The organism is Variovorax sp. BGA-UO-ETr-C22 (assembly GCF_059567965.1).
Genome location: NZ_JCAQPA010000011.1, coordinates 2,109,280 through 2,129,973, shown reverse-complemented (window position 1 = coordinate 2,129,973; position 20,694 = coordinate 2,109,280). Strand labels below are relative to the sequence as shown.

Annotated in this window: 25 protein-coding genes and 2 tRNA genes; 16 read left to right on the top strand and 11 right to left on the bottom strand. The window is 66.3% G+C overall.

Annotation, left to right across the window (positions count from 1 at the left end; genetic code table 11):
• Positions 1-16: 16 nt before the first annotated feature.
• Both pgsA and AC57B8_RS30070 read left to right on the top strand, forming a co-directional pair.
• Entirely contained in the window at positions 17-583 is a 567-nt protein-coding gene (gene pgsA, locus AC57B8_RS30075) for a CDP-diacylglycerol--glycerol-3-phosphate 3-phosphatidyltransferase (RefSeq protein WP_062479069.1), read from the top strand.
• Positions 580-1,467, top strand: a complete 888-nt coding sequence (locus AC57B8_RS30070) for a DMT family transporter (protein ID WP_095950969.1) — start codon at positions 580-582, stop codon at positions 1,465-1,467. The genes pgsA and AC57B8_RS30070 overlap by 4 nt, the downstream gene beginning before the upstream one ends.
• Positions 1,468-1,483: 16 nt before the next feature.
• On the opposite strand, the gene AC57B8_RS30065 is transcribed toward AC57B8_RS30070, so the two are convergent.
• Complete coding sequence (locus AC57B8_RS30065) at positions 1,484-2,446, bottom strand: LysR family transcriptional regulator (protein WP_082818222.1); 963 nt, start codon at positions 2,444-2,446, stop codon at positions 1,484-1,486.
• A 70-nt stretch (positions 2,447-2,516) separates the two neighbouring features.
• Here AC57B8_RS30065 and AC57B8_RS30060 point away from each other — a divergent pair, with 70 nt between their 5' ends.
• The 6 genes from AC57B8_RS30060 to AC57B8_RS30035 all read left to right on the top strand — a co-directional run bounded on the left by AC57B8_RS30060 (position 2,517) and on the right by AC57B8_RS30035 (position 7,877).
• Entirely contained in the window at positions 2,517-3,428 is a 912-nt protein-coding gene (locus AC57B8_RS30060; protein ID WP_496481590.1) for an alpha/beta fold hydrolase, read from the top strand.
• The gene (locus AC57B8_RS30055) at positions 3,425-4,510 is read left to right on the top strand and encodes a tartrate dehydrogenase (protein WP_062479058.1); all 1,086 of its coding nucleotides are present in this window, start codon (positions 3,425-3,427) and stop codon (positions 4,508-4,510) included. The genes AC57B8_RS30060 and AC57B8_RS30055 overlap by 4 nt, the downstream gene beginning before the upstream one ends.
• A 209-nt stretch (positions 4,511-4,719) precedes the next feature.
• Entirely contained in the window at positions 4,720-4,992 is a 273-nt protein-coding gene (locus tag AC57B8_RS30050; protein WP_007830705.1) for an HU family DNA-binding protein, read from the top strand.
• A gap of 29 nt (positions 4,993-5,021) precedes the next feature.
• Positions 5,022-5,097: transfer RNA gene (locus AC57B8_RS30045), tRNA-Val, on the top strand.
• Positions 5,098-5,173: 76 nt separating this feature from the next.
• On the top strand, positions 5,174-7,093 hold the full coding sequence (locus AC57B8_RS30040) for a SurA N-terminal domain-containing protein (protein ID WP_062479055.1): 1,920 nt from the start codon (positions 5,174-5,176) through the stop codon (positions 7,091-7,093).
• A 109-nt stretch (positions 7,094-7,202) separates the two neighbouring features.
• Entirely contained in the window at positions 7,203-7,877 is a 675-nt protein-coding gene (locus tag AC57B8_RS30035; protein ID WP_095744680.1) for a histidine phosphatase family protein, read from the top strand.
• A gap of 6 nt (positions 7,878-7,883) precedes the next feature.
• Here AC57B8_RS30035 and AC57B8_RS30030 read toward each other — a convergent pair whose 3' ends face one another.
• Together AC57B8_RS30030 and AC57B8_RS30025 are read right to left on the bottom strand one after the other, a co-directional pair.
• Positions 7,884-8,216 carry a hypothetical protein gene (locus tag AC57B8_RS30030; protein ID WP_095744681.1) on the bottom strand — a complete coding sequence of 111 codons (333 nt, stop codon included), beginning with the start codon at positions 8,214-8,216 and terminating at the stop codon, positions 7,884-7,886.
• 94 nt (positions 8,217-8,310) lie between these two features.
• Positions 8,311-8,559 carry a GlsB/YeaQ/YmgE family stress response membrane protein gene (locus tag AC57B8_RS30025; protein WP_062479046.1) on the bottom strand — a complete coding sequence of 83 codons (249 nt, stop codon included), beginning with the start codon at positions 8,557-8,559 and terminating at the stop codon, positions 8,311-8,313.
• A gap of 277 nt (positions 8,560-8,836) precedes the next feature.
• On the opposite strand from AC57B8_RS30025, the gene AC57B8_RS30020 reads away from it, so the two are divergent.
• Positions 8,837-8,912, top strand: a tRNA-His gene (locus tag AC57B8_RS30020).
• Positions 8,913-9,197: 285 nt separating this feature from the next.
• The gene (locus AC57B8_RS30015) at positions 9,198-9,545 is read left to right on the top strand and encodes an H-NS histone family protein (RefSeq protein WP_056583066.1); all 348 of its coding nucleotides are present in this window, start codon (positions 9,198-9,200) and stop codon (positions 9,543-9,545) included.
• A 97-nt stretch (positions 9,546-9,642) separates the two neighbouring features.
• Here AC57B8_RS30015 and AC57B8_RS30010 read toward each other — a convergent pair whose 3' ends face one another.
• Positions 9,643-10,629 (bottom strand): NADPH:quinone oxidoreductase family protein, encoded by a 987-nt coding sequence (locus AC57B8_RS30010; RefSeq protein ID WP_095744683.1) that lies wholly within the window; start codon positions 10,627-10,629, stop codon positions 9,643-9,645.
• 128 nt (positions 10,630-10,757) lie between these two features.
• Between AC57B8_RS30010 and surE the strand changes: the two genes are divergently transcribed.
• The 5 genes from surE to rlmD all read left to right on the top strand — a co-directional run bounded on the left by surE (position 10,758) and on the right by rlmD (position 15,802).
• Positions 10,758-11,516, top strand: a complete 759-nt coding sequence (gene surE / locus AC57B8_RS30005) for a 5'/3'-nucleotidase SurE (protein WP_062479041.1) — start codon at positions 10,758-10,760, stop codon at positions 11,514-11,516.
• A gap of 4 nt (positions 11,517-11,520) precedes the next feature.
• Positions 11,521-12,297 carry a protein-L-isoaspartate(D-aspartate) O-methyltransferase gene (locus AC57B8_RS30000; RefSeq protein ID WP_496481589.1) on the top strand — a complete coding sequence of 259 codons (777 nt, stop codon included), beginning with the start codon at positions 11,521-11,523 and terminating at the stop codon, positions 12,295-12,297.
• 11 nt (positions 12,298-12,308) lie between these two features.
• Positions 12,309-13,220: a peptidoglycan DD-metalloendopeptidase family protein gene (locus AC57B8_RS29995; RefSeq protein ID WP_070059619.1), complete on the top strand. Its 912-nt coding sequence runs from the start codon at positions 12,309-12,311 to the stop codon at positions 13,218-13,220.
• 4 nt (positions 13,221-13,224) lie between these two features.
• On the top strand, positions 13,225-14,298 hold the full coding sequence (locus AC57B8_RS29990) for a sigma-70 family RNA polymerase sigma factor (protein ID WP_496481588.1): 1,074 nt from the start codon (positions 13,225-13,227) through the stop codon (positions 14,296-14,298).
• 67 nt (positions 14,299-14,365) lie between these two features.
• A complete protein-coding gene (rlmD, locus tag AC57B8_RS29985; RefSeq protein WP_496481587.1) occupies positions 14,366-15,802 on the top strand; it encodes a 23S rRNA (uracil(1939)-C(5))-methyltransferase RlmD in 1,437 nt (478 codons plus the stop codon).
• Between the two features lie 46 nt (positions 15,803-15,848).
• Here rlmD and AC57B8_RS29980 read toward each other — a convergent pair whose 3' ends face one another.
• Positions 15,849-16,550: a Bax inhibitor-1/YccA family protein gene (locus tag AC57B8_RS29980; RefSeq protein WP_062479032.1), complete on the bottom strand. Its 702-nt coding sequence runs from the start codon at positions 16,548-16,550 to the stop codon at positions 15,849-15,851.
• Positions 16,551-16,721: 171 nt separating this feature from the next.
• On the opposite strand from AC57B8_RS29980, the gene AC57B8_RS29975 reads away from it, so the two are divergent.
• A complete protein-coding gene (locus AC57B8_RS29975) occupies positions 16,722-17,129 on the top strand; it encodes a GlcG/HbpS family heme-binding protein (protein WP_056583078.1) in 408 nt (135 codons plus the stop codon).
• Between the two features lie 184 nt (positions 17,130-17,313).
• Here AC57B8_RS29975 and hemP read toward each other — a convergent pair whose 3' ends face one another.
• From hemP to AC57B8_RS29945, 6 genes are all read right to left on the bottom strand, one after another.
• Positions 17,314-17,526, bottom strand: coding sequence for a hemin uptake protein HemP (gene hemP / locus AC57B8_RS29970; protein ID WP_062479029.1), 213 nt, complete (start codon positions 17,524-17,526; stop codon positions 17,314-17,316).
• 105 nt (positions 17,527-17,631) lie between these two features.
• Positions 17,632-18,045 carry an ExbD/TolR family protein gene (locus tag AC57B8_RS29965; protein ID WP_062479026.1) on the bottom strand — a complete coding sequence of 138 codons (414 nt, stop codon included), beginning with the start codon at positions 18,043-18,045 and terminating at the stop codon, positions 17,632-17,634.
• 8 nt (positions 18,046-18,053) lie between these two features.
• On the bottom strand, positions 18,054-18,770 hold the full coding sequence (locus tag AC57B8_RS29960; RefSeq protein ID WP_062479023.1) for a MotA/TolQ/ExbB proton channel family protein: 717 nt from the start codon (positions 18,768-18,770) through the stop codon (positions 18,054-18,056).
• Positions 18,771-18,792: 22 nt separating this feature from the next.
• Complete coding sequence (locus AC57B8_RS29955) at positions 18,793-19,482, bottom strand: energy transducer TonB (protein WP_496482249.1); 690 nt, start codon at positions 19,480-19,482, stop codon at positions 18,793-18,795.
• A gap of 104 nt (positions 19,483-19,586) precedes the next feature.
• The gene (locus AC57B8_RS29950; RefSeq protein ID WP_062473051.1) at positions 19,587-19,859 is read right to left on the bottom strand and encodes a (2Fe-2S)-binding protein; all 273 of its coding nucleotides are present in this window, start codon (positions 19,857-19,859) and stop codon (positions 19,587-19,589) included.
• 111 nt (positions 19,860-19,970) lie between these two features.
• The gene (locus tag AC57B8_RS29945) at positions 19,971-20,651 is read right to left on the bottom strand and encodes a Fe2+-dependent dioxygenase (protein ID WP_070059743.1); all 681 of its coding nucleotides are present in this window, start codon (positions 20,649-20,651) and stop codon (positions 19,971-19,973) included.
• Positions 20,652-20,694 lie beyond the last annotated feature (43 nt).

Here is a 20,694-nt window from a genome sequence, read left to right as displayed (position 1 = left end):
TGACACAATCGCCCGCATGTTCTGGACCCTACCGACCATCATGACCTGGACGCGCATCGTCGCGATTCCGTTGATCGTCGGCGTTTTCTACCTGCCGATCAGCGAACCGACGCGCAACCTGATCGCCACGGTCATGTTCATCGTGTTCGCCGCCACCGACTGGCTCGACGGCTACCTGGCGCGCAAGCTCAACCAGACCTCTTCCTTCGGCGCCTTTCTCGATCCGGTGGCCGACAAGTTTCTCGTCTGCGCCGCGCTGCTGGTGCTGGTGCATCTGCAGCGCGCCGACGTGTTTGTTGCGCTCATCATCATCGGCCGCGAGATCGCCATTTCGGCGCTGCGCGAATGGATGGCGCGCATCGGCGCCGGCAAGAGCGTGGCGGTCCACATGATCGGCAAGGTCAAGACGACCGTGCAGATGGTCGCGATTCCCTTCCTGCTCTATGACGGGCACCTCTTCAAGGTGATCGACACCGGCCTGTGGGGCCAGTGGCTGATCTGGATCTCGGCGGTGCTCACTGTCTGGTCGATGGTCTATTACCTGCAAAAGGCCATTCCCGAGATCCGGGCCCACTCCAAATGACCGCGGCCGTCTCGGTCCGCAACGCAGGTTGGCTGCGGGCGATGCCGGCGGTCTTCGTGCTGATCTGGAGCACGGGTTTCATCGTTGCGCGCTATGGCATGCCCTACGCGCCACCCCTCAAGTTCCTCGCCGTGCGCTATGCGCTGTCGCTCGCCTGCTTCGGCGTGTGGGTCGTGCTCGCACGCGTGGCGTGGCCGGCGAAGCGATCGCAATGGGGGCACCTCGCGGTCACGGGCGTGCTGATGCAGGCCGGCTACCTCGGTGGTGTCTGGGCGGCGGTGCATGCGGGCATGGGTGCGGGGCTCGTGGCGCTGTTGGTCGGCATCCAGCCGGTGCTCACGGCGGTGTGGCTGTCTTTCAATGGTGGTCGCATCTCGGGACGGCAGTGGACCGGGCTGGCCCTGGGTTTCGCCGGACTGGTGCTCGTGGTGTCGCGCAAGCTGGGGCAGGGCACCGAGGTCAACGCGCTGACGATGGGGCTGGCCGTGATGGCGCTGCTGTCGATCACGGCGGGCACGCTGTACCAGAAGCGCTTCGTCGCGCCTTGCGACGTGCGCAGCGCCAGCGCGGTGCAGATGGCCGCCGCGCTGCTCGTGACCCTGCCTTTCGCCGCGCTCGAGGCGCAGGCCATCGAATGGAACACGCATTCGATCGGCGCCATGGCGTGGTCGGTGCTGGCGCTGTCGCTGGGCGGCAGCTCGCTGCTCTATATGTTGATCCAGCGCGGCACGGCCACCGCCGTCACCAGCCTGCTGTACCTCGTGCCGCCGTGCACGGCGCTGATGGCCTGGCTGCTGTTCGCCGAACCGATCACCTGGACCACGGTGCTGGGCATCGGGTTGACGGCCGTCGGCGTGAGCCTCGTGGTGCGCGCGGAGCGCTGACGGCGCTTTCTCTTTTTCAGCGCCCGGCCGGCTTGGCCGGCTTCCAGGGCTCCGAACGGAACTGCTCGACCAGGTGATCGACCAGCAGGCGCACGCGGCGCGGCGTCTTCGGCCGCCACGGCGCGACCCAGTGGATGTCGGCATCGGGCATGCTGTACAGCGGCAGCACGCGCACGAGTTCGCCGCTTGCGAGCTGCGGCGCGATGTCCCAGAGGCTGCGCAGCATGACGCCGTGGCCCGCGAGACACCAGTCGCGCACCATCTCACCTGAATTGCTCGTGAGCGGGCCTTGCACCCGCACGCGCGCCGTGCTGCCGTCGCGCGCGTGGCGCAGCGTCCAGAGCGCGAACTGGCGCGACTGCGCGGCGTCGCCGTTCTCGCGCGCGATCAGGCAGTCGTGCGTGGCCAGCGCCTCCACCGTGGCCGGCGTGCCGCGGCGTGCCAGGTAGTCGGGCGAGGCGGCCAGCACGCGCTGGTTGCGCGCGATGCGGCGCGTGGTCCAGTCGGCGGCGCGGTGCTGCTGCACCGCCCACAGCCAGACTGCGCCGTCGTAGCCTTCGGCGCCGAGGTCGGGCAGCTGCTCGGTCAGCAGCAGCTCGACCTGCAGGCCGGGGTGCTGCGCCTGGAAGTCCGCCAGCGCCGGACCGAGCCAGTGCCGGCCGAAGCCGAAGGTGGCGGCGAGACGGACCGTGCCGATCAGCGCGTTCTGCCGTTCGCCGAGTTCGCTTTCGAGCGCCGCGAAGCCTTCGAGCAGCGTGCGCGCATGCAGGCACACGGCCTCGCCCTCGGCCGTGACGCTGAGCCGCCGCGTCGTGCGGTCGAACAGCCGCTGCCCGAGCCGGGCCTCCAGCGCGCCGAGCCGCTTGGTGATGACCGAGGGCACCACGTCGAGCGTGGCGGCCGCGCCGGCCAGGCTGCCCTGGTCGCGGATGGCCAGCACCAGTTCGAGATCGCCGCGTTCCATCGCGTGGGGATTCATGCCAAAGTGGAAAGTATGAATTGGCTGATTGTTGCTTGATGGCCACCGAGGTGCAACGCACAATCGCGGCGTGACGGCTTCCTTCCTCGACTTTCCCCGCTTCGACATCGCCCGCGATGGCGTGCGCATCCACGGTCGCATCGGCGGGCAGGGCGCTCCCTTGCTGCTGTTGCACGGCCATCCGCAGACGCATGCGATCTGGCACCGCGTGGCGCCCGCGCTGGCCGAGCGCTTCACGGTGATCGCCGTGGACCTGCGCGGCTACGGCGACTCGGGTCGTCCGGCGGCCGACGCTGAACACGCGGTCTACAGCAAGCGGGAGATGGCGCGCGACGCGCTGGCCGCCATGCATCACCATGGCTTCGAACGCTTCGCCGTGCTCGCGCACGATCGCGGCGCGCGCGTGGCGCACCGGCTCGCGGCCGACCATCCCGGCGCGGTCGAGCGCATGCTGCTGCTCGACATCGCGCCGACGCTGGCCATGTATGAACACACATCCGAAGCGTTTGCCAAGGCTTATTGGCACTGGTTCTTCCTGATCCAGCCGCCGCCGCTGCCCGAGGCACTGATCGCCTCCGACCCGGTGCGTTACATACGCAGCGTGATGGGCGGGCGGCACGCGGGGCTCGCGCCGTTCGCGCCCGAGGTGCTGGCCGAGTACGAGCGCTGCATCGCCATCCCGGGCACAGCCGAATCCATCTGCGAGGACTACCGCGCCTCCGCCACCATCGACCTCGAGCACGACCGCGCCGACATCGCCGCCGGCCGCCGCCTCGCGCAGCCGCTGCGCGTGCTGTGGGGCGAACACGGGGCGGTGGGGCGCGCGTTCGATGTGCTCTCGCTGTGGCGCGAGCGTGCCGACGACGTGTCGGGCCGCGCGCTGCCCTGCGGCCACTACATCCCCGAAGAAGCGCCCGACGCCTTGCTGGCCGAGGCGCTGAATTTTTTCGTTTCCCCTGAACACCCAGGAGCCACTTCATGAGCACCCACAGAATCGCAGTCATCGCCGGCGACGGCATCGGCAAGGAAGTCATGCCCGAGGGGCTGCGCGTGCTCGATGCGGCGGCGCGCAAATTCGGCATCGACCTGAAGTTCGACCACTTCGACTTCTCGAGCTGGGACTATTACGAGAAGCACGGCCAGATGCTGCCTGACAACTGGAAGGACCAGATCGGCGGCCACGACGCCATCTTCTTCGGCGCGGTCGGCTGGCCCGAGAAGATTCCCGACCACGTGTCGCTGTGGGGCTCGCTGCTCATGTTCCGCCGCGAGTTCGACCAGTACATCAACCTGCGTCCCGCGCGCCTGATGCCCGGCATCGTCGCGCCCGTGGTGCGCCGCGACGGCACGCCGCGCGCGCCCGGCGAGATCGACATGTACATCGTGCGCGAGAACACCGAGGGCGAATACTCGAGCATCGGTGGGCGCATGTACCAGGGCACGCCGCGCGAGATCGTGGTGCAGGAAACCGTGATGTCGCGCGTGGGCGTCGACCGCGTGCTGAAGTTCGCCTTCGAACTCGCACAATCGCGGCCGAAGAAGCACCTGACCAGCGCGACCAAGTCGAACGGCATCTCGATCACCATGCCGTACTGGGACGAGCGCGTGGTGGAAATGGCCAAGGGCTACCCGGGCATCACGCTGGACAAGTTCCACATCGACATCCTCACGGCGCACTTCGTGCAGCGGCCCGACTTCTTCGACGTGGTGGTGGCGAGCAACCTGTTCGGCGACATCCTGTCCGACCTCGGCCCCGCCTGCACCGGCACCATCGGCATCGCGCCCAGCGCCAACCTGAACCCCGAGCGCACCACGCCCTCGTTGTTCGAGCCGGTGCACGGCTCGGCGCCGGACATCGCCGGGCAGGGCATCGCCAACCCGATCGGCCAGATCTGGTGCGGCGCGATGATGCTGGAGTTCCTCGGTCACAAGGACGCGCACGATGCGATCCTGGCGACCATCGAGAAGGTACTCGCGCCCCAAAGCGGCGCACCGCGCACGCCGGACATCGGCGGCCGGGCGGGCACGGCCGACCTCGGAAAGGCAATTGCCGAGGCCCTTTGAAAAGTACGTCGCGAAACGCCCCTAAAATCGCGCGCTCCGCTGGGCTGCAGTGCGTTGTGTCTTATTGACACCCCGCAGACCAGTGGTTGTAATCCTCGCTGGCAGTGAGCTGCCGAGGCGTCAGGCCTGCCATGTTCTTGAGTCGCTCCCGTCGCGGCCAGGTCGCAGCTGACGAAAGCCGACCAACTTTTTTTCGACAAGGGGCCCTTGTGAACAAGACCGAACTGATTGAGCACATCGCAAAGAACGCCGATATTTCCAAAGCCGCAGCGACCCGTGCGCTCGAATCCACCATTGGCGCCATTCGTACCACGCTCAAGAAGGGCGGTTCCGTGTCGCTCGTCGGTTTCGGCACTTTCGCAGTCGGCAAACGCGCAGCCCGCACCGGCCGGAATCCCCGCACCGGCGACGCGATTAAAATCAAGGCAGCCAAGATCCCGAAGTTCCGTCCCGGCAAGGCGCTCAAAGACGCGCTGAACTGAGGCTGTAGACTCGGAGAGTATTCCAGGTGGGGTGCTTAGCTCAGTTGGTAGAGCGGCGCCCTTACAAGGCGTAGGTCGGGGGTTCGAGCCCCTCAGCACCCACCACCACCCGATGCAAAGGCGAACACCGGTTCGCCTTTTTTATTGCCGTCCGGCGCCCGTCGAAAAAGAGTGTTCAAGCATGTTTGATACCTTCCGCAAGTACAACAAAGTCGTGATGATTTTCTTGTTCTTGCTGATCATTCCCTCGTTCGTCTTCTTTGGTGTCGAGCGCTACCAGGGCATGGGCGGCGACGAGAAGGTGGCCCGCATCCAGGGTCACGACATCACCAAGCCCGAGTGGGACCAGCAGCACCGCGTCGAGACCGACCGCATCCGCCAGCAGTCGCCCAACGTCGATCCGACGCTGCTCGACTCCGACGCGCTGCGCTACGCCACGCTGGAGCGCATGGTGCGCGATCGCGTGCTGGCGGCTGCGGCGGTCAAGACCAACATGTCGGTGTCCGAAGACCGCCTTACGCGCATGTTCGCGCAGGACGCCGGCCTGGCTGCGTTCCGCACGGCCGACGGCAAGTTCGACCGCGAAGCCTTCCTGCGCGCCACCGGCCGCACGCCCGAGCAGTACGAAGCCTCGGTGCGCGCCGACATGGCCTCGCAGCAGGTGCTGCTGGGCGTGACGGGCACGAGCTTCGCACCGGCGGCGCTGACCGCGGCCACGGTGAATGCCTTCTACGACCGCCGTGAAATCCAGGTCGCGCGCTTCGCGCCCGAAAGCTTCGCGTCGAAGGTCACGGTGAGCGACGCCGACATCGAGGCCTACTACAAGGACCACACGTCGCAGTTCCAGGCGCCGGAGCAGGCCAGCATCGAGTACCTCGTGCTCGACCTCGAAGCCGCGAAGAAGAACATCGTCGCGAACGAAGCCGACCTCAAGACCTACTACGAACAGAACACCGCGCGCTTCGGCACCAAGGAAGAGCGCCGCGCGAGCCACATCCTGATCACGGCGCCGGCCAGCATGTCCAGCGGCGACCGCGCCAAGGCGAAGGCCAAGGCCGAGCAGTTGCTGGCCGACGTGAAGAAGGCGCCGAACACCTTCGCCGACGTGGCACGCAAGAACTCGCAGGACCCCGGCTCGGCCGAGAAGGGCGGCGACCTCGACTTCGTCACGCGCGGCGCGATGGTCAAGCCGTTCGAAGACGCGATGTTCGCGCTCAAGAAGGGCGACATCAGCGACCTCGTCGAAACCGAGTTCGGCTATCACATCATCCAGCTGACCGACATCAAGCCGGCCGTGGTGCCGCCTTTCGAGAAGGTGCGCGCGACCATCGAGAACGAAGTGCGCGCCCAGCAGGCCACGCAGGAATTCGCGAAGGCTGCGGAAATTTTCACGGACACCGTCTATCAGCAACCCGAGAGCCTGAAGCCGGCCGCCGAGAAGCTGAAGCTCACGATCCAGACTGCCACCAACGTGCCGCGCACGCCCGCGCCGGGCGCCACCGGCCCGCTCGCCAGCCGCAACTTCCTGCAGGCGCTGTATGCCTCCGACTCGCTCGACCGCAAGCAGAACACCGAAGCCATCGAAGTCGGTCCGAACCAGCTCGCATCGGGCCGCGTGACGCAGTACACGGCCGCGCATCCGATTCCGTTGGCCGAGGTGAAGGACAAGATCCGCGCACAGCTCATCACCGAGCGCGCCGCAGCACTGGCCAAGACCGAGGGTGAAGCCAAGCTCGCCGCGTGGACGGTGAAGGCCGACGGCGCCAGCTTCGGCGCGCCGGTCACGGTGTCGCGCATCGATGCGCAGTCGCAGCCCGCACCGGTGATCGACGCCGCACTGCGTGCCGACGGCGCCAAGCTGCCCGCGCTGCTCGGTGTGGATCTCGGCACGCAAGGCTATGCCGTGGTCCGCGTGACCAAGGTCGTGCCGCGCACGCCGCCGACGGCCGAACAGGCGCAGCAGGAAAGCATGCAGATCGCCCAGTCGGTGACTGCCGCCGAAGCCGCTGCCTACTACGAGCTGCTGAAGCAACGCTTCAAGGTGGAGATCCTCGTGCCGAAGCCGGCCGACACGCTGCCGACCGCTGCCGCGGCGCGCTGAGACAGACGGGCAACTGCTGCTCGCCACAAGCCCGGGTTCGACGACCCGGGCTTTTTTTTGGTCGCACGAGGGACAAGCGCGTGTCGCGCTTCTTGCCAGAATCCGGCGCATGGGAACCCTTTACCTCGTGCGCCACGGGCAGGCCAGCTTCGGTGCTGCCGACTACGACAACCTGAGCGAGCTCGGACACCGGCAGTCCGTGCGCCTGGGTGAATACTGGCGCGAGCGCGGCATGCGTTTCGATGCCGTCATCACCGGCACGCTGAAGCGCCACAAGCAGACCTGGGAGGGCATCGCGCAGGGGCTCGGGCTGTCGCGTGACGACGTGCTCCCATGGCCGGGGCTCAACGAGTACGACAGCGAAGCCGTCATTGCCACGGTGCACCAGGGCAAGCTCGAAAAGCCCGATTCGCCCGAGATGTACCGCCATCATTTCCGCCTGCTGCGCGACGGGTTGGGTGCATGGATGCAGGGGCGCACGGCGCCGGTCGGCATGCCGAGCTATGTCGACTTCCTGGCCGGCGTGACCACGGCGCTCGACCATGTGCGCGAGCGGCACCATGGCGCGAAGGTGCTGGTGGTGTCGAGCGGCGGGCCGATCAGCACCGCGGTCGGCCACGTGCTGGGCACGAGCGCCGAGACGACCATCGAACTCAACCTGCGCATCCGCAACAGCTCGGTGACCGAGTTCGCCTTCACGCCGAAGCGGCACATGCTCGTGACCTACAACACCTTGCCGCACCTCGACGGCCCGGCGTACGAGGACTGGGTCACCTACTCCTGAACCGCGTCAGGCCTGCCAGACGCCGTAACCGGCGCGGCGCAGGGCGATGCCCAGGTCGACCTCCATCAGCCGCGCATCGTCATACGGCATCGGGTTGTAGCGTTCGTAGAGCGCGGGCAGCAGCCGCAGGCCGAACTCCTGCACGAAGCGGTTGGCCTGGATGCCGGCCTTGTGCTTGTCGAAACGGATGTCGGGGTCCAGGCCGGTCATGCCGACATACACGAAGGGCTTGCCGAGTTGGTAGTCGGGGTTGGCGCGCCGGAAGCGGCCATTGTTCCAGACGCGGTCGTCGAGTTCGACCACATAGACGTGATGACGGGCGCGTGGTTTGCGGGGCATTGGCGGGAAGGCCTCGCGAGGCTGGCTGAAGAAGTGGGGGCTCAGGCAACCGGAAGAACCGCCGGCCGCGTTGCGCGGCACGGCGTCAGGGACATCAGCTCTTGCGCTTGATAAGGCCGTAGAGAATCAGCAGCACGATCGCGCCCAGCACGGAGGCGATGAAGCCGGCGCCCTGGCCGGCGGTGTACCAGCCCATTGCCTGGCCGAGGTAGGTCACGCCCAGCGAACCTGCGATGCCGATCAGCGTGGTCACGATGAAGCCGGCGGAATCGTTGCCCGGCTTGACGGCCCGCGCCACGAGACCCACGACGAACCCGATCAGGATAGTCCAGACGATGCTCATGAAGAAGTTCCTTTGATGAAGTGAAGTGGCGAAAGCCGGGCCCGGTCGGGCCGCTCGCATTCATGATAGCGGAGCCATTCGCGGCTCAGCGTCGTCCAGGCACATCGAACGGGCGACTGCGAAGTTATGCCCATGGGGCAGGGCGCATGTGTGGCGGCAGGCCATCGCGGACGGCCTCTGAAGGCGTTGGGCCGCATGTCGATGTGGCATTTCAGCGTCTTTGGTGATCGCGGGAGCGAAAGCCGCGATTTTTAACGCTACAATCAGAGGCTCTACGGTGGCTGTAGCTCAGTTGGTAGAGTCCCAGATTGTGATTCTGGTCGTCGTGGGTTCGAGTCCCATCAGCCACCCCAAAAAATTCAGTCCCAGCGCTATTTCTCAATAGCACCCAAGGGATTCCAACGCCGGGCTTGCCCGGCGTTGTCATTTCTGGCTTCGCCGTCGCTTCAAGCGCCTGGTTGCACGCCGCATTCTTTCCCCGCTACCCTCGATTTTGAAAGTACCCAAAATGGTGCGCGTGTGTTGCGGGTTGTTGCATTCCACCAATGCGCCTGCATTTTTCTGCTGAAAAGGCGCTTGTGGCAAAAGTGGTTTGAATTAGAATTCAGCCGTTTTCAATTCACAACAGGAGTCCAACAATGGCTTCGTCACTCGCCGATATCAATTCCCAGATCCAGAAGCACGACGAGCAGATTGCGCAATTGCGCAAGCAGGCCGAAGACCTGCGTAACCAGGAGCGGGCCGGCGTGATCGAAGAAGTGCGCAGGAAGATTGCGGAATACGGTTTGACCGCTTCCGATCTGAAGCTGGGTGGTGGCCGTGCCGCCGCAACCAAGCGCAGCGCAGGTCCTGCAGCCGCCAAGGCCGCCGCCAAATACCGCGGCCCGACGGGCGAAACCTGGTCCGGTGGCCGTGGCCGCAAGCCGCGCTGGGTCACGGAAGCCCTGGCAGCCGGCAAGTCGCTCTCCGATTACGAGATCAAGTGATTGCCTGCAGAATCAGTTGGACATTCGCCCAATAAAAAAGCCCGCTTCGGCGGGCTTTTTTATTGGATGGCGCGCACGGCGATGCACGCGCGTCCGATCAGTTCACCATCACCAGTTTTCCCTTGACGCCGCGCGATCCCATGTGCGCATAGGCGGCCTTCAATTCGGCCATCGGCATCGTGCTGTCGATCACCGGCTTGATTTTTCCCTGGCCGTACCACTGGGCCAATTCGGCCATCATCTGCGCATTGGCCTTGGGTTCGCGCTTGGCGAAATCGCCCCAGAACACGCCCACGAGCGATGCGCCTTTGAGCAGCGTCAGATTCAATGGCAGCGACGGGATCGGGCCCGATGCAAAACCGACCACCAAATAGCGACCGCGCCAGCCAATCGAGCGGAATGCGGGTTCTGCGAAATCGCCGCCCACGGGGTCGTAAATCACATCCGGGCCTTTGCCGTCGGTCGCGGCTTTGATGGCATCGCGGAAACCATTGGGCAGTGCGTGCGTCGTGTAATTGATCGTCGCGTCGGCGCCGATCGAGCGGCACAGTTCGCACTTTTCGTCGGTCGATGCCGCGGCGATCACCTTGGCGCCCGCCGCCTTGGCGATCTGGATGGCTGCGGTGCCCACGCCGCCGGCCGCGCCGAGCACCAGCACGGTTTCGCCCGCCTTGAGTTGCGCGCGGTCCATCAGTGCGTGCCACGAGGTGGCGTAGATCATGATGAAAGCGGCCGCGTCGACATGGCCAAAGCCTTCGGGCAGCGGCATGCACAGCGCGGCGGGTGCCAGCGTGTGGGTGCCGAAGCCGCCCGTGCCCGACAGGCAGGCCACGTTCTGCCCGACCTTGAGGTGCGTGACGCCTTCGCCCACCGCCTGGATCACGCCCGCATATTCCGATCCGGGAACGAAGGGCAGCGGCGGCTTCATCTGGTACTTGTTCTGCACGATCAGCAGATCGGGGAAATTCAGGCTGGCGGCCTTGATCTCGATCAGCACCTGGCCCGGGCCCGGCGTGGGGGTGGGCAGTTCTTTCCAGGTCAGCGCGTCGACGCCGGTGGGGTTTTCGCAAAGCCATGCGTGCATGCTCGGGGTCTCCTTCGAATGAGTCGTGTGGGCAATGAATTCGGGGCGATGATAGGCGGCGCTGTGGTGCGGCGTTGTCCCTGCTGCGACGCACCCCGCACCTACAATCCGCTGCACCCAGAAGCACCATGAAGATACTTATTTCCAATGACGATGGCTTTCAGGCGCCGGGCATCGTCGCGTTGCACGACGCACTCAAGGACATCGCCGACGTCGAGGTGGTGGCACCCGAGCACAACAACAGCGCCAAGTCGAACGCACTCACGCTGGCCGCGCCGCTGTACGTGCACAAGGCGCACAACGGTTTCCGCTATGTGACGGGCACGCCGGCCGATTGCGTGCACATCGCGCTCAAGGGCCTGCTCGACTACCGCCCCGACCTAGTGGTCTCGGGCATCAACAACGGCGCCAACATGGGCGACGACACCATCTATTCAGGCACCGTGGGCGCGGCGATGGAGGCCTACCTGTTCGGCATTCCGGCCATCGCCTTCTCGCAGATCGAAAAGGGTTGGGCGCACGTGGATGCGGCAGCCCAGGTGGCGCGACGGCTGGTGCAGCAGATCGAGCGCGAAAAGATGCTCGGCGGCCCCGCCTTCCTGCTCAACGTGAACGTGCCGAACCGCCCGTTCGACGAACTGAAACCGGTCAAGGTGTGCCGGCTCGGGCGCCGCCACGCCGCCGAAAAGGTGATCACGCAGGACAGCCCGCGCGGCGAAACCATGTACTGGATCGCCGGTGCAGGCAGCGCCAAGGACAGTGGGGAGGGCACCGACTTCCACGCGACCGCGGCCGGCCACATCGCGCTGACGCCCTTGCAGATCGACCTGACCGACCATGCCAACCTGGGCCAATGGCGCGAGACGGTCGCCCGTCTCGGCAATTGACGACATGGCGACCCCTCCGCGGCCCAGTTTCCCGGTTCGACTGACCCCCACCGCCTCGGCCGCCACGCGCGGGCGCATGCCCGCCGTGCCGGTCAAGCCGATGGTCCCGTCCACGCCCTCGATGGCGTCCGACGCCGTGCGAGCCCGCATGGTGCAAAAGCTCGCGGCGCAGGGCATCACCGACGCGCGCGTGCTGCGCGCCATGGGCACCGTCGAGCGGCATCGCTTCGTCGACAGCGCGCTGGTCAATCAGGCGTATGAAGACACCAGCCTGCCGATCGGGCTGGGGCAGACCATTTCCAAGCCCAATGTGGTGGCTCGCATGATCGAGCTGCTGCTGGGCGCGCCGGCGCTGGTCGGCAAGCCGCAGGAGCGGCTGGGCCGCGTGCTCGAGATCGGCACCGGCTGCGGTTACCAAGCCGCGGTGCTGAACGAGGTGGCCACCGAGGTCTACAGCATCGAACGCCTGCGCGGACTGCACGAGCGCGCGCGCACCAATCTGCGGCATTTCCGCCTGGCCACCGTCCACCTGATGCTGGGCGACGGCATGATCGGTTACGCGAAGGGCGCGCCGTATGCGGGCATCATCGCCGCGGCCGGCGGCGAGGCCGTGCCCGAGGCCTGGATCGCGCAGCTCGCGGTGGGCGGGCGCATCGTCGCGCCGACCCATTCCGCCGCCGGTGGACAAGCCCTCGTCGTGATCGACAAGACCCCCCGTGGGCTCGAGCGGCGCATTCTTGAGGCGGTTCACTTTGTCCCCCTAAAATCGGGCATCGCTTGAAGGAATAACAAATGCAGGGTTTTGGCAATCGGAGTTTGTTCGCAGGCATCACGTTGGCTGTTGTGCTCGTGATCGCGGGCTGCTCCGCACCGCGCGGTCCCGCACCGGTCGAAGACCGAGGCACCATGACGCGCGCACCCGGGGCAACGACGCCCGGCGGTCCTCCCATCACGACCGACGCGTCCGGCAAACCGCTCCCCGGTATCGAGAACTACGGCAAGCCCGGCTACTACGCCGTGCGCCCCGGTGACTCCATCCGCCGCATCGGCAGCGAAACGGGCCAGCGCTGGCAGGACATCGTGCGCTGGAACAACCTCGACAACCCCGACCTGATCGAAGTCGGCCAGGTGTTGCGCGTGATTCCGCCGACCGGTGGCAGCACCGCGGTCGCCACGGCACCGTCCACCTCTGCGCCTGCTGCGCCCACCGAGGCGACGACCAAACCTGTGGCCCCGCAGGCGTCCGTCACGCCGGCCGTGCCGGCCAGCGGCGCGAGCGGCACCACCAAGCCGCCCGTCACGGCTTCGCCTTCGGGCCCGAGCAGCTCGGGTGACGACGACCTGGGCTGGATCTGGCCTGCGAGCGGTTCGCTGATCGCCGGTTTCGACGAAGCCAAGAACAAGGGCTACGACATCAGCGGCAAGGCCGGCGACCCCGTGCTGGCCGCGGCCGATGGCCGTGTGGTCTACGCCGGTGCCGGCCTGCGCGGCTACGGCAACCTGATCATCCTGAAGCACAACAACACCTACCTCACGGCGTATGCGCACAACCAGACGCTGCTCGTGAAGGAAGACCAGTCGGTTCAGAAGGGCCAGAAGATCGCCGAGATGGGCAACAGCGACGCCGATCGCGTGAAGCTGCATTTCGAGATCCGCCGCCAGGGCAAGCCCGTCGACCCGTCGCGCTACCTGCCCAACCGGTGATGCCATGGCTGCCTCCCGCCCTCTTCGCACACTGCCCGTGCGTGGGCTGGCGGGGCAGGGCAGCCCTTCACCTCGAAGCAACGGTGGCCGCAATGGCCATCAGGACAGCGGCGACGAGCCGCTGAGCACAGACGCCCTGCCCGACGACCCCACCGCGGAGCCGTCGATCCCCGCTGCAGCATCGGCTTCGCCCCACGGCGCCACCGCCGAGGTCATGGGCGGCGAGGGCGCCGATGCGCTGACCATCTACCTGCGCCAGGTCCGGCGCACCGGGCTCTTCACTCCCGCCGAGGAATACACCACCGCCTGCGCCGCACGCGCCGGCGACTTCGCGGCGCGGCAATCGATGATCGAGCACAACCTGCGGCTCGTGGTCAACATCGCCAAGAACTACCTGGGGCGCGGCATGCCGCTGTCCGACCTCATCGAGGAAGGCAACCTCGGGCTGATGCATGCCATCACGAAGTTCGAGCCCGAGCGCGGGTTTCGCTTCTCCACGTACGCGACCTGGTGGATCCGCCAGTCTGTCGAGCGCGCCGTCATCACGCAGTCGCGGGCGATCCGCCTGCCGGTGCATGTCGTGCGCGAACTGCAGCAGGTCCTGCGGGCGCGTCGCACGCTCGAGGGCGACGCGGAGTTCCTCGCGAGCCGGCCGGACGGCGTGCGCGTCGAGGACGTGGCCGCGCTGCTCGGTCGCGAGGTGCAGGCGGTGGCCGACCTGCTGGCGCTGGCCGAGGCGCCGCGTTCGCTCGATGCGGGCGACGCGCGTGGCGAAGAAGGCTTCACGCTGGCCGACACCGTGGCCTCCGACGACGAGCAGGGCAACCCTGCCGGCGTGACGCACACGCACGAGGTGGAGCGCCTGCTCGACCAGTGGGTGCAGGCCCTCAATGCGCGGGAGCGCGAGGTGCTCGAAGGCCGCTACGGCCTGCACGACCGGGAGCCCGAGACGCTCGAGGTGCTGAGCGTGCGGCTGGGCCTGACGCGCGAGCGCGTGCGCCAGATCCAGAACGAGGCCCTGGCCAAGATGCGCAAGCAGCTGGCGCGCTCCGGCGTCGGCCGCGACGCGCTGTTCTAGTGGTGTGAAGAAAAGAAGGTAACCCGTCGCGGCCGGACCGCCCCGGCCACGCTGAGACAATCGGGGGATGACGGAATCCATCGAAGAAAAGAAAGTCCCCGCGAGCCCCGCCGATGAGTGGCTCCAGGTCGAGTCGCTCGACCTGGACGCGCAAGGCGTCTCCCACAAGTCCGACGGCATGGTCGTCTTCATCGAAGGCGCATTGCCCTTCGAGGAGGTGCAGTTCAACGTCCATCGCCGCAAGAACAACTGGGAACAGGGCACGGTCACGCAGATCCGCCGCGAATCCTCGCAGCGCGTGCGCCCCGGCTGCCCGCACTTCGGCCTGCACACGGGCGCGTGCGGCGGCTGCAAGATGCAGCACCTGGACGCCGCCGCCCAGGTGGCGGTGAAGCAGCGTGCGCTGGAAGACAACCTCTGGCACCTGGGCAAGGTCAAGCCCGAGAACCTGCTGCGCCCGCTCGAAGGCCCGGCCTGGCACTACCGCTACCGCGCGCGCCTGTCGGTGCGCCACGTGGTCAAGAAGGGCACGGTGCTGATCGGCTTCCACGAGCGCAAGAGCCGCTACCTGGCCGACATGCAGGTCTGCCCAGTGCTGCCCAAGCAGGTCAGCGCCATGCTGATGCCGCTGCGCGCGCTGATCGGTTCCATGGACGCGCGTGACACCTGCCCGCAGATCGAGCTGGCCTGCGGCGACGCGCCGGACTCCACCGCGCTGGGCACCATCGCCCTGGTGCTGCGGCACCTGGAGCGGCTGTCGGGCGCCGACATCGGGCGGCTCAAGGCGTTCGCGGCCGAGAACGAGGGCGTCCAGTGGTGGCTGCAGGCCAAGGGCCCGGACACCGTGAAGCTGCTCGAAGAGGGCGGCACGCCGCTGGCCTACCGCCTGCCCGCGTTCGGTGTGACGATGCCGTTCAAGCCCACCGATTTCACCCAGGTCAACCCGCACATCAACCGCGCGCTGGTCGGCAAGGCGCTGCGCCTGCTCGATGTGCAGCCCGAGGAGCGCGTGATCGACTGGTTTTGCGGCCTGGGCAACTTCACGCTGCCGCTGGCGAGCCAGGCGCGCGAAGTGCTCGGCATCGAGGGCAGCGACACGCTGGTGGCACGCGCCACCGACAACTTCCAGAGAAACCAGCCTGCAACTCCCGAGCGGCGTGCGCTGTCGGCCACCCGGTTCGTGGCGCGCAACCTGTTCGACATGACGCCCGAGATGCTGGTGGCCGACGGCAGCGCCGACAAGTGGCTGGTCGACCCGCCGCGCGAAGGCGCCTTCGCGCTGGCCAAGGCGATGGCCGACCTGCACCAGCAGCCTGAACTGCGCACCGGTGGCTGGACGCCGCCCAAGCGCATCGTGTACGTGAGCTGCAACCCGTCGACGCTGGCACGCGACGCCGGCCTGCTGGTGCACCAGGCGGGCTACCGCTGCACCTTCGCGGGCGTGGTGAACATGTTCCCGCACACCGCGCACGTCGAGTCGATCGCGGTCTTCGAGCTGGAATGAAAAAAGGCCCCTCGGGGCCTTTTTTCTTGGGGTCGGAGCAAGCCGCTCAGTCGCGCTCGCCGCCGAAGATGCCCAGCAGGGCCAGCAGGCTCTGGAACACATTGAACATGTCCAGGTACAGGGCCAGCGTGGCGCTGATGTAATTGGTCTCGCCGCCGTCCATGATCTGCTTCAGGTCATAGAGCATGTAGGCCGAGAAGATGCCGATGGCCGCCACCGAGATCACCAGCATGCCGGTGCTCGAGCCCACGAAGACGTTGATGACCGCGCCGAGCATCAGCACCAGGGCGCCGACGAACAGGAACTTGCCCATGCCCGACAGGTCGCGCTTGATGACCGTGGCCAGCGAGGCCATCACGAAGAACACGCCGGCGGTGCCGCCGAAGGCCGTCATGATCAGTTCGGGGCCGTTCTTGAAGCCCAGCACCATCGCCAGCAGGCGCGACAGCATCAGACCCATGAAGAAGGTGAAGCCTAGCAGCACCGGCACGCCGGCGGCGGAGTTCTTGGTCTTCTCGATCGCGAACATGAAGCCGAAGGCGCCGCCGAGGAAGACGATCAGGCCGAGCCCGCCGGTGAGCGAGCGGGTGATGCCGGTGCTCACGCCGATCCAGGCGCCCAGTACGGTGGGCAGCAGGCTCAGCGCCAGCAGCCAGTAGGTGTTGCGCAACACGCGCTGGCGTTCGGCCTGCGGCAGTGTCTGGCCGTAGCCGGTGGAAGTGTCGAGGGTGGTCACACGGTCGTTCATGGCCGAAGCTCCTGAGGTTGCTGCATGCAATGACACGCAGTTGGGCGCATTCTAGGGGGCTGCAAGAGGGGGCCTTGCAAAGACCGTATGCCCGTTGTTCTTAAGCCCCGGTGGGACGCTGCGGCGCCCCGCCGTTATGCTGTCGGGTTTCGACGCAACCTGAGCCTATCCATGAAGACCAAATCATTCCTCGAACTCGCCGACGTCAAGGCCATCGCCGCTGCAGCGGAAGCCGAGGCCCTGAAGAACAACTGGGCCGTGACCATCGCCATCTCCGACGACGCCGGCAACCTGCTCTGGCTGCAGCGCCTGGACGGCGCCGCCGCGCTGTCCTCGCACATCGCTCCGGCCAAGGCACACACCGCCGCCATGGGCCGTCGCGAGAGCAAGGTCTATGAAGACATCATCAACGGCGGCCGCACCGCATTCCTGACGGCGCCCCTGGTGGAAGGCCTGCTCGAAGGCGGCGTGCCGATCGTGAAGGACGGCCACGTGATCGGCGCCGTGGGCGTGAGCGGCGTGAAGTCGAACGAAGATGCGCAGATCGCCAAGGCCGGCATCGCCGCGCTCGGCCTGTAAGCCTTTTCATTCGCCCAAAGCAAAACGCCGACCTGATGGTCGGCGTTTTCTTTTTTCGGGGCTTCAGCGTGAAAAAAAGCTTGGCTAGTCGGCGAACCGTTGGCTAGCAAAAAACGACCCTTCGGAGATGAATCTCCTCGAGTCGCCCCACGATGAAACTTGCGCGAGGGGCGGGCTGAACGACCTACTTGGTCAGGATCAGCTTGCCGAGTTTGGTGGCCTGAAGCCGGTAGAGCGAGCCGTTGTGCATGATGCCCACGGTCTTGCTTCCCTTCAGAAGCTCCGTGCTTTCGACCATCGGCGCCGGACGCGCTGCCTGGATCGATGCATGACCGCCACCCGATTGGTCGAGCGAAGGGTGGTTCAGGACAGAAAAGGCATTCGGGGTGGCTGGCATCTGGAGTTCCCTTTTATGGAAGCGATGAGTGAATGATAATGATTCTCAATATAAAGTCAATCGTCGCGATCAACTTTTTTTCGATCCGTCATTCACCCGTTCAGATCACTTCGTGTCGGGCTCGGTGATGAAGCCGATCTTGCGCACGCCGGCCTCACGCGCCTCGGCCATGGCCTTGGCCACGCGCTCGTAGCGCACGGCCTTGTCGCCGCGGATGTGCAGCTCGGGCTGCGGTTCCTTGGCGGCTTCGGCGGCCAGGCGGTTCGGCAGCTCGCTGTCGTCGATCTTCTGTTCGTTCCAGTAGTAGGCGCCGTCGGCCGTGACGCTGAACAGGATGTTCTGCGGCTTGGGCTGCTCGGGCTCGCTGCTGGCGCGGGGCAGGTCGATGTTGACCGCGTGCTTCATGACCGGCACGGTGATGATGAAGATGATCAGGAGCACCAGCATGACGTCGACCAGCGGCGTCATGTTGATCTCGTTCATCACCTCATCGGGTTCGTCTTGCGTTCCGAAAGCCATGATGCTGCTCAGCCCTTCTTGAGCGGAACCACGACGGCTTCGCCGCTGCCGCTTTGCACGCGGGCGCCGGTCACGAAGTAGGCGTGCAGGTCGTGGGCGAAGCTGTTGAGCTTGGTCAGCACGAACTTGTTGCCGCGCACCAGGGCGTTGTAGCCCAGCACGGCGGGGATGGCGACCGCCAGGCCCAGGGCCGTCATGATCAGTGCTTCGCCGATCGGGCCGGCCACCTTGTCGATGGTCGCCTGGCCGGCCGAGCCGATGCTCATCAGCGCGTGGTAGATGCCCCAGACGGTGCCGAACAGGCCGATGAACGGCGCCGTCGAACCCACCGAAGCGAGGATGGCCAGGCCGGTCTGCAGGCGCGCCGTGAAGGCGTCGATGCCGTTGCGCAGGGCGCGCGTGATCCAGTCGCTCACGTCAAGCGCGTCATGCAGGTGCGCCTTGGTGTTGCGGTGGTGGGCGGCGGCTTCGCGGCCTTCGAGCGCCAGGGCGCGGAACGGGTTGCTGTCGTCGGTGCCCAGCTTGTTCAGGGCGGTGGCGAAGTCTTCGCTGTGCCAGAAGTCCTGCGAGTGCTTGGCCAGGCGCTTGTATTTGATGACGTCGAGCGCCTTCACGATGATCACGATCCACGATGCGAGGGACATGCCGATCAACAGAACCGCGACTGCCTTGGTGACGAAGTCGCCCTGATTCCAGACGTTCATCAAGCCAAATTGGGAATCCATACGAAGTTGCTCCAGAGAAAAATTAGTTCAGGACGTAGTTGACGGGGGCGTCGTAAGACATGGCCTGCACCACGCCGTTGACCTTGCCGGGCACGAACCGGCATTTCATGATGTATTCGACGGCGGCTTCGTCGAGGCGGTCGAAGCCGCTGGACTTCTTGACCTCGGCGCTCTTGGGCAGGCCGTCGGCGCCCACGAGCACGCGCACGATCACCTTGCCCTGCTCGCCGAGGCGCTTGCTCATGGCGGGATAGACCGCCTTCGGGTTCTGCAGGTAGTCGGCATTGCTCGACGGCAGCTGCACGGCGGGCGGCGCCGGGGGCGACGGCGGCGGTGCGGGAGGGGCTGGCGGCGCGGGCGGTGCCGGTGGAGCAGGCGGGGGCGGCGGCTCGGTGGTGCCCGCGGGCGCGTTCGGCGCGGGCGTCGGCTTGGGTTCGCGGATGGCCTGCGGGCGCGGCGGCGGCGGCGCCTTGCTCACCTTGGGTTGCGGCGGCGGAGGAGGCGGGGGCGGCGGATCGGCTTTGGGTTTCGGCGGTTCGACGAACTGGCTCAGGATCTCGACGGGAATCACCACTTCGGCGGCCCGGCGCAGCAGGCCGCTTTGCAGCGCCCACAGCGCGGCGCCGTGAAACAGGATCACGCCGCCGGCAATGACGACAGTGCGCGACAGGCCAAGAAAGGAGGGAGGGGGGGCAAAGCGGTCAGACACGATCAACCATTCGAATGCGGGCACTACAAATCGTGCCCCGATTGCAGCAAAACCGCTACAGAGACGCTACTTGCGAAAAATCCACCAGACAGAGCCGGCGACGAGGATCAGGCTGCCGCCGAGAGCCGAGACGAGTTCCATGCTTTGCTTTCCTTGATGGAGTTGGCAAGCTGGATCGCTCTCGGCGCCGATTCGCAGTTCAAGGCGGCGACCGGGTGAGAGACACTGCACTGCGCCACGATGTCGCGGGCACAACCTTCACACTGGCCACACTGGGTGGCCACGCCGAGTTCGAACTGGACTTCGTCGAAAGTCATGCCCGCGCGCACGTGACGTGCGATTTCACGGTCAGAGACTCGGCGGCAGACGCAAACGATCATGGCGGTGAAAGCGGCAGTTGGCTGGCTGTTGGATGTGACTCATTATAAATAAGAATCCATCGCATTTGCAATCACTATGACTGACATGCAGTCGGAGTTTGCAAGCCGGTGTTACACCTCGGCCCAGAGCCGCAAGAGGTTGTGATAGTGGCCGGTGAGCGCCACGGTTTCCTCGCATTCGCCCAGGCGGGCGCGCAGTTTCTGGATGGTCTGGTCGAGTTCGAACAGCATGCCGCGCTGGGCGTCGCTGCGCACCATGCTCTGCAGCCAGAAGAAAGAGCACACCCGCGCCCCGCGCGTGACCGGGTGCACGCGATGCAGGCTGCTCGCCGGATAAAGGATGAGGTCGCCGGCCGGCAGCTTGACCTCGTGGGAGCCGTAGGTGTCGATCACTTCCAGCTCGCCGCCGTCGTAATCCTCCGGATCGCTCAGGAAGAGGGTGCACGACAGGTCGGTGCGCAGCTGCTGGCTGCTGCCCGGCACCGCGCGCACCGAGCCGTCGACATGCACGCCGTAGTGCTCGCCGCCCTCGTAGCGGTTGAACAGCGGCGGCACGAAACGCGCGGGCAGCGCGGCCGAGAAGAACAGCGCGTGGCGCGAGAGCGCGGCCAGGATGGTCGCGCCGAGTTCGCGCGAGACGGGCGAAGACTCCGGCAACTGGCGGTTGCGCTTCACCTGGGCGCCTTGGTCTCCCACGGTTTCGCGGCCGTCGACCCAGTGGGTGGCGTCGAGTGCGGCGCGCATCTCGCGCACCTGGTCCGGGCTCAGCACGTCGGGCACATGCAGCATCATTTCGGTGAACTCCACAAGAAAAAAGCCCCGGCGCAGGCCGGGG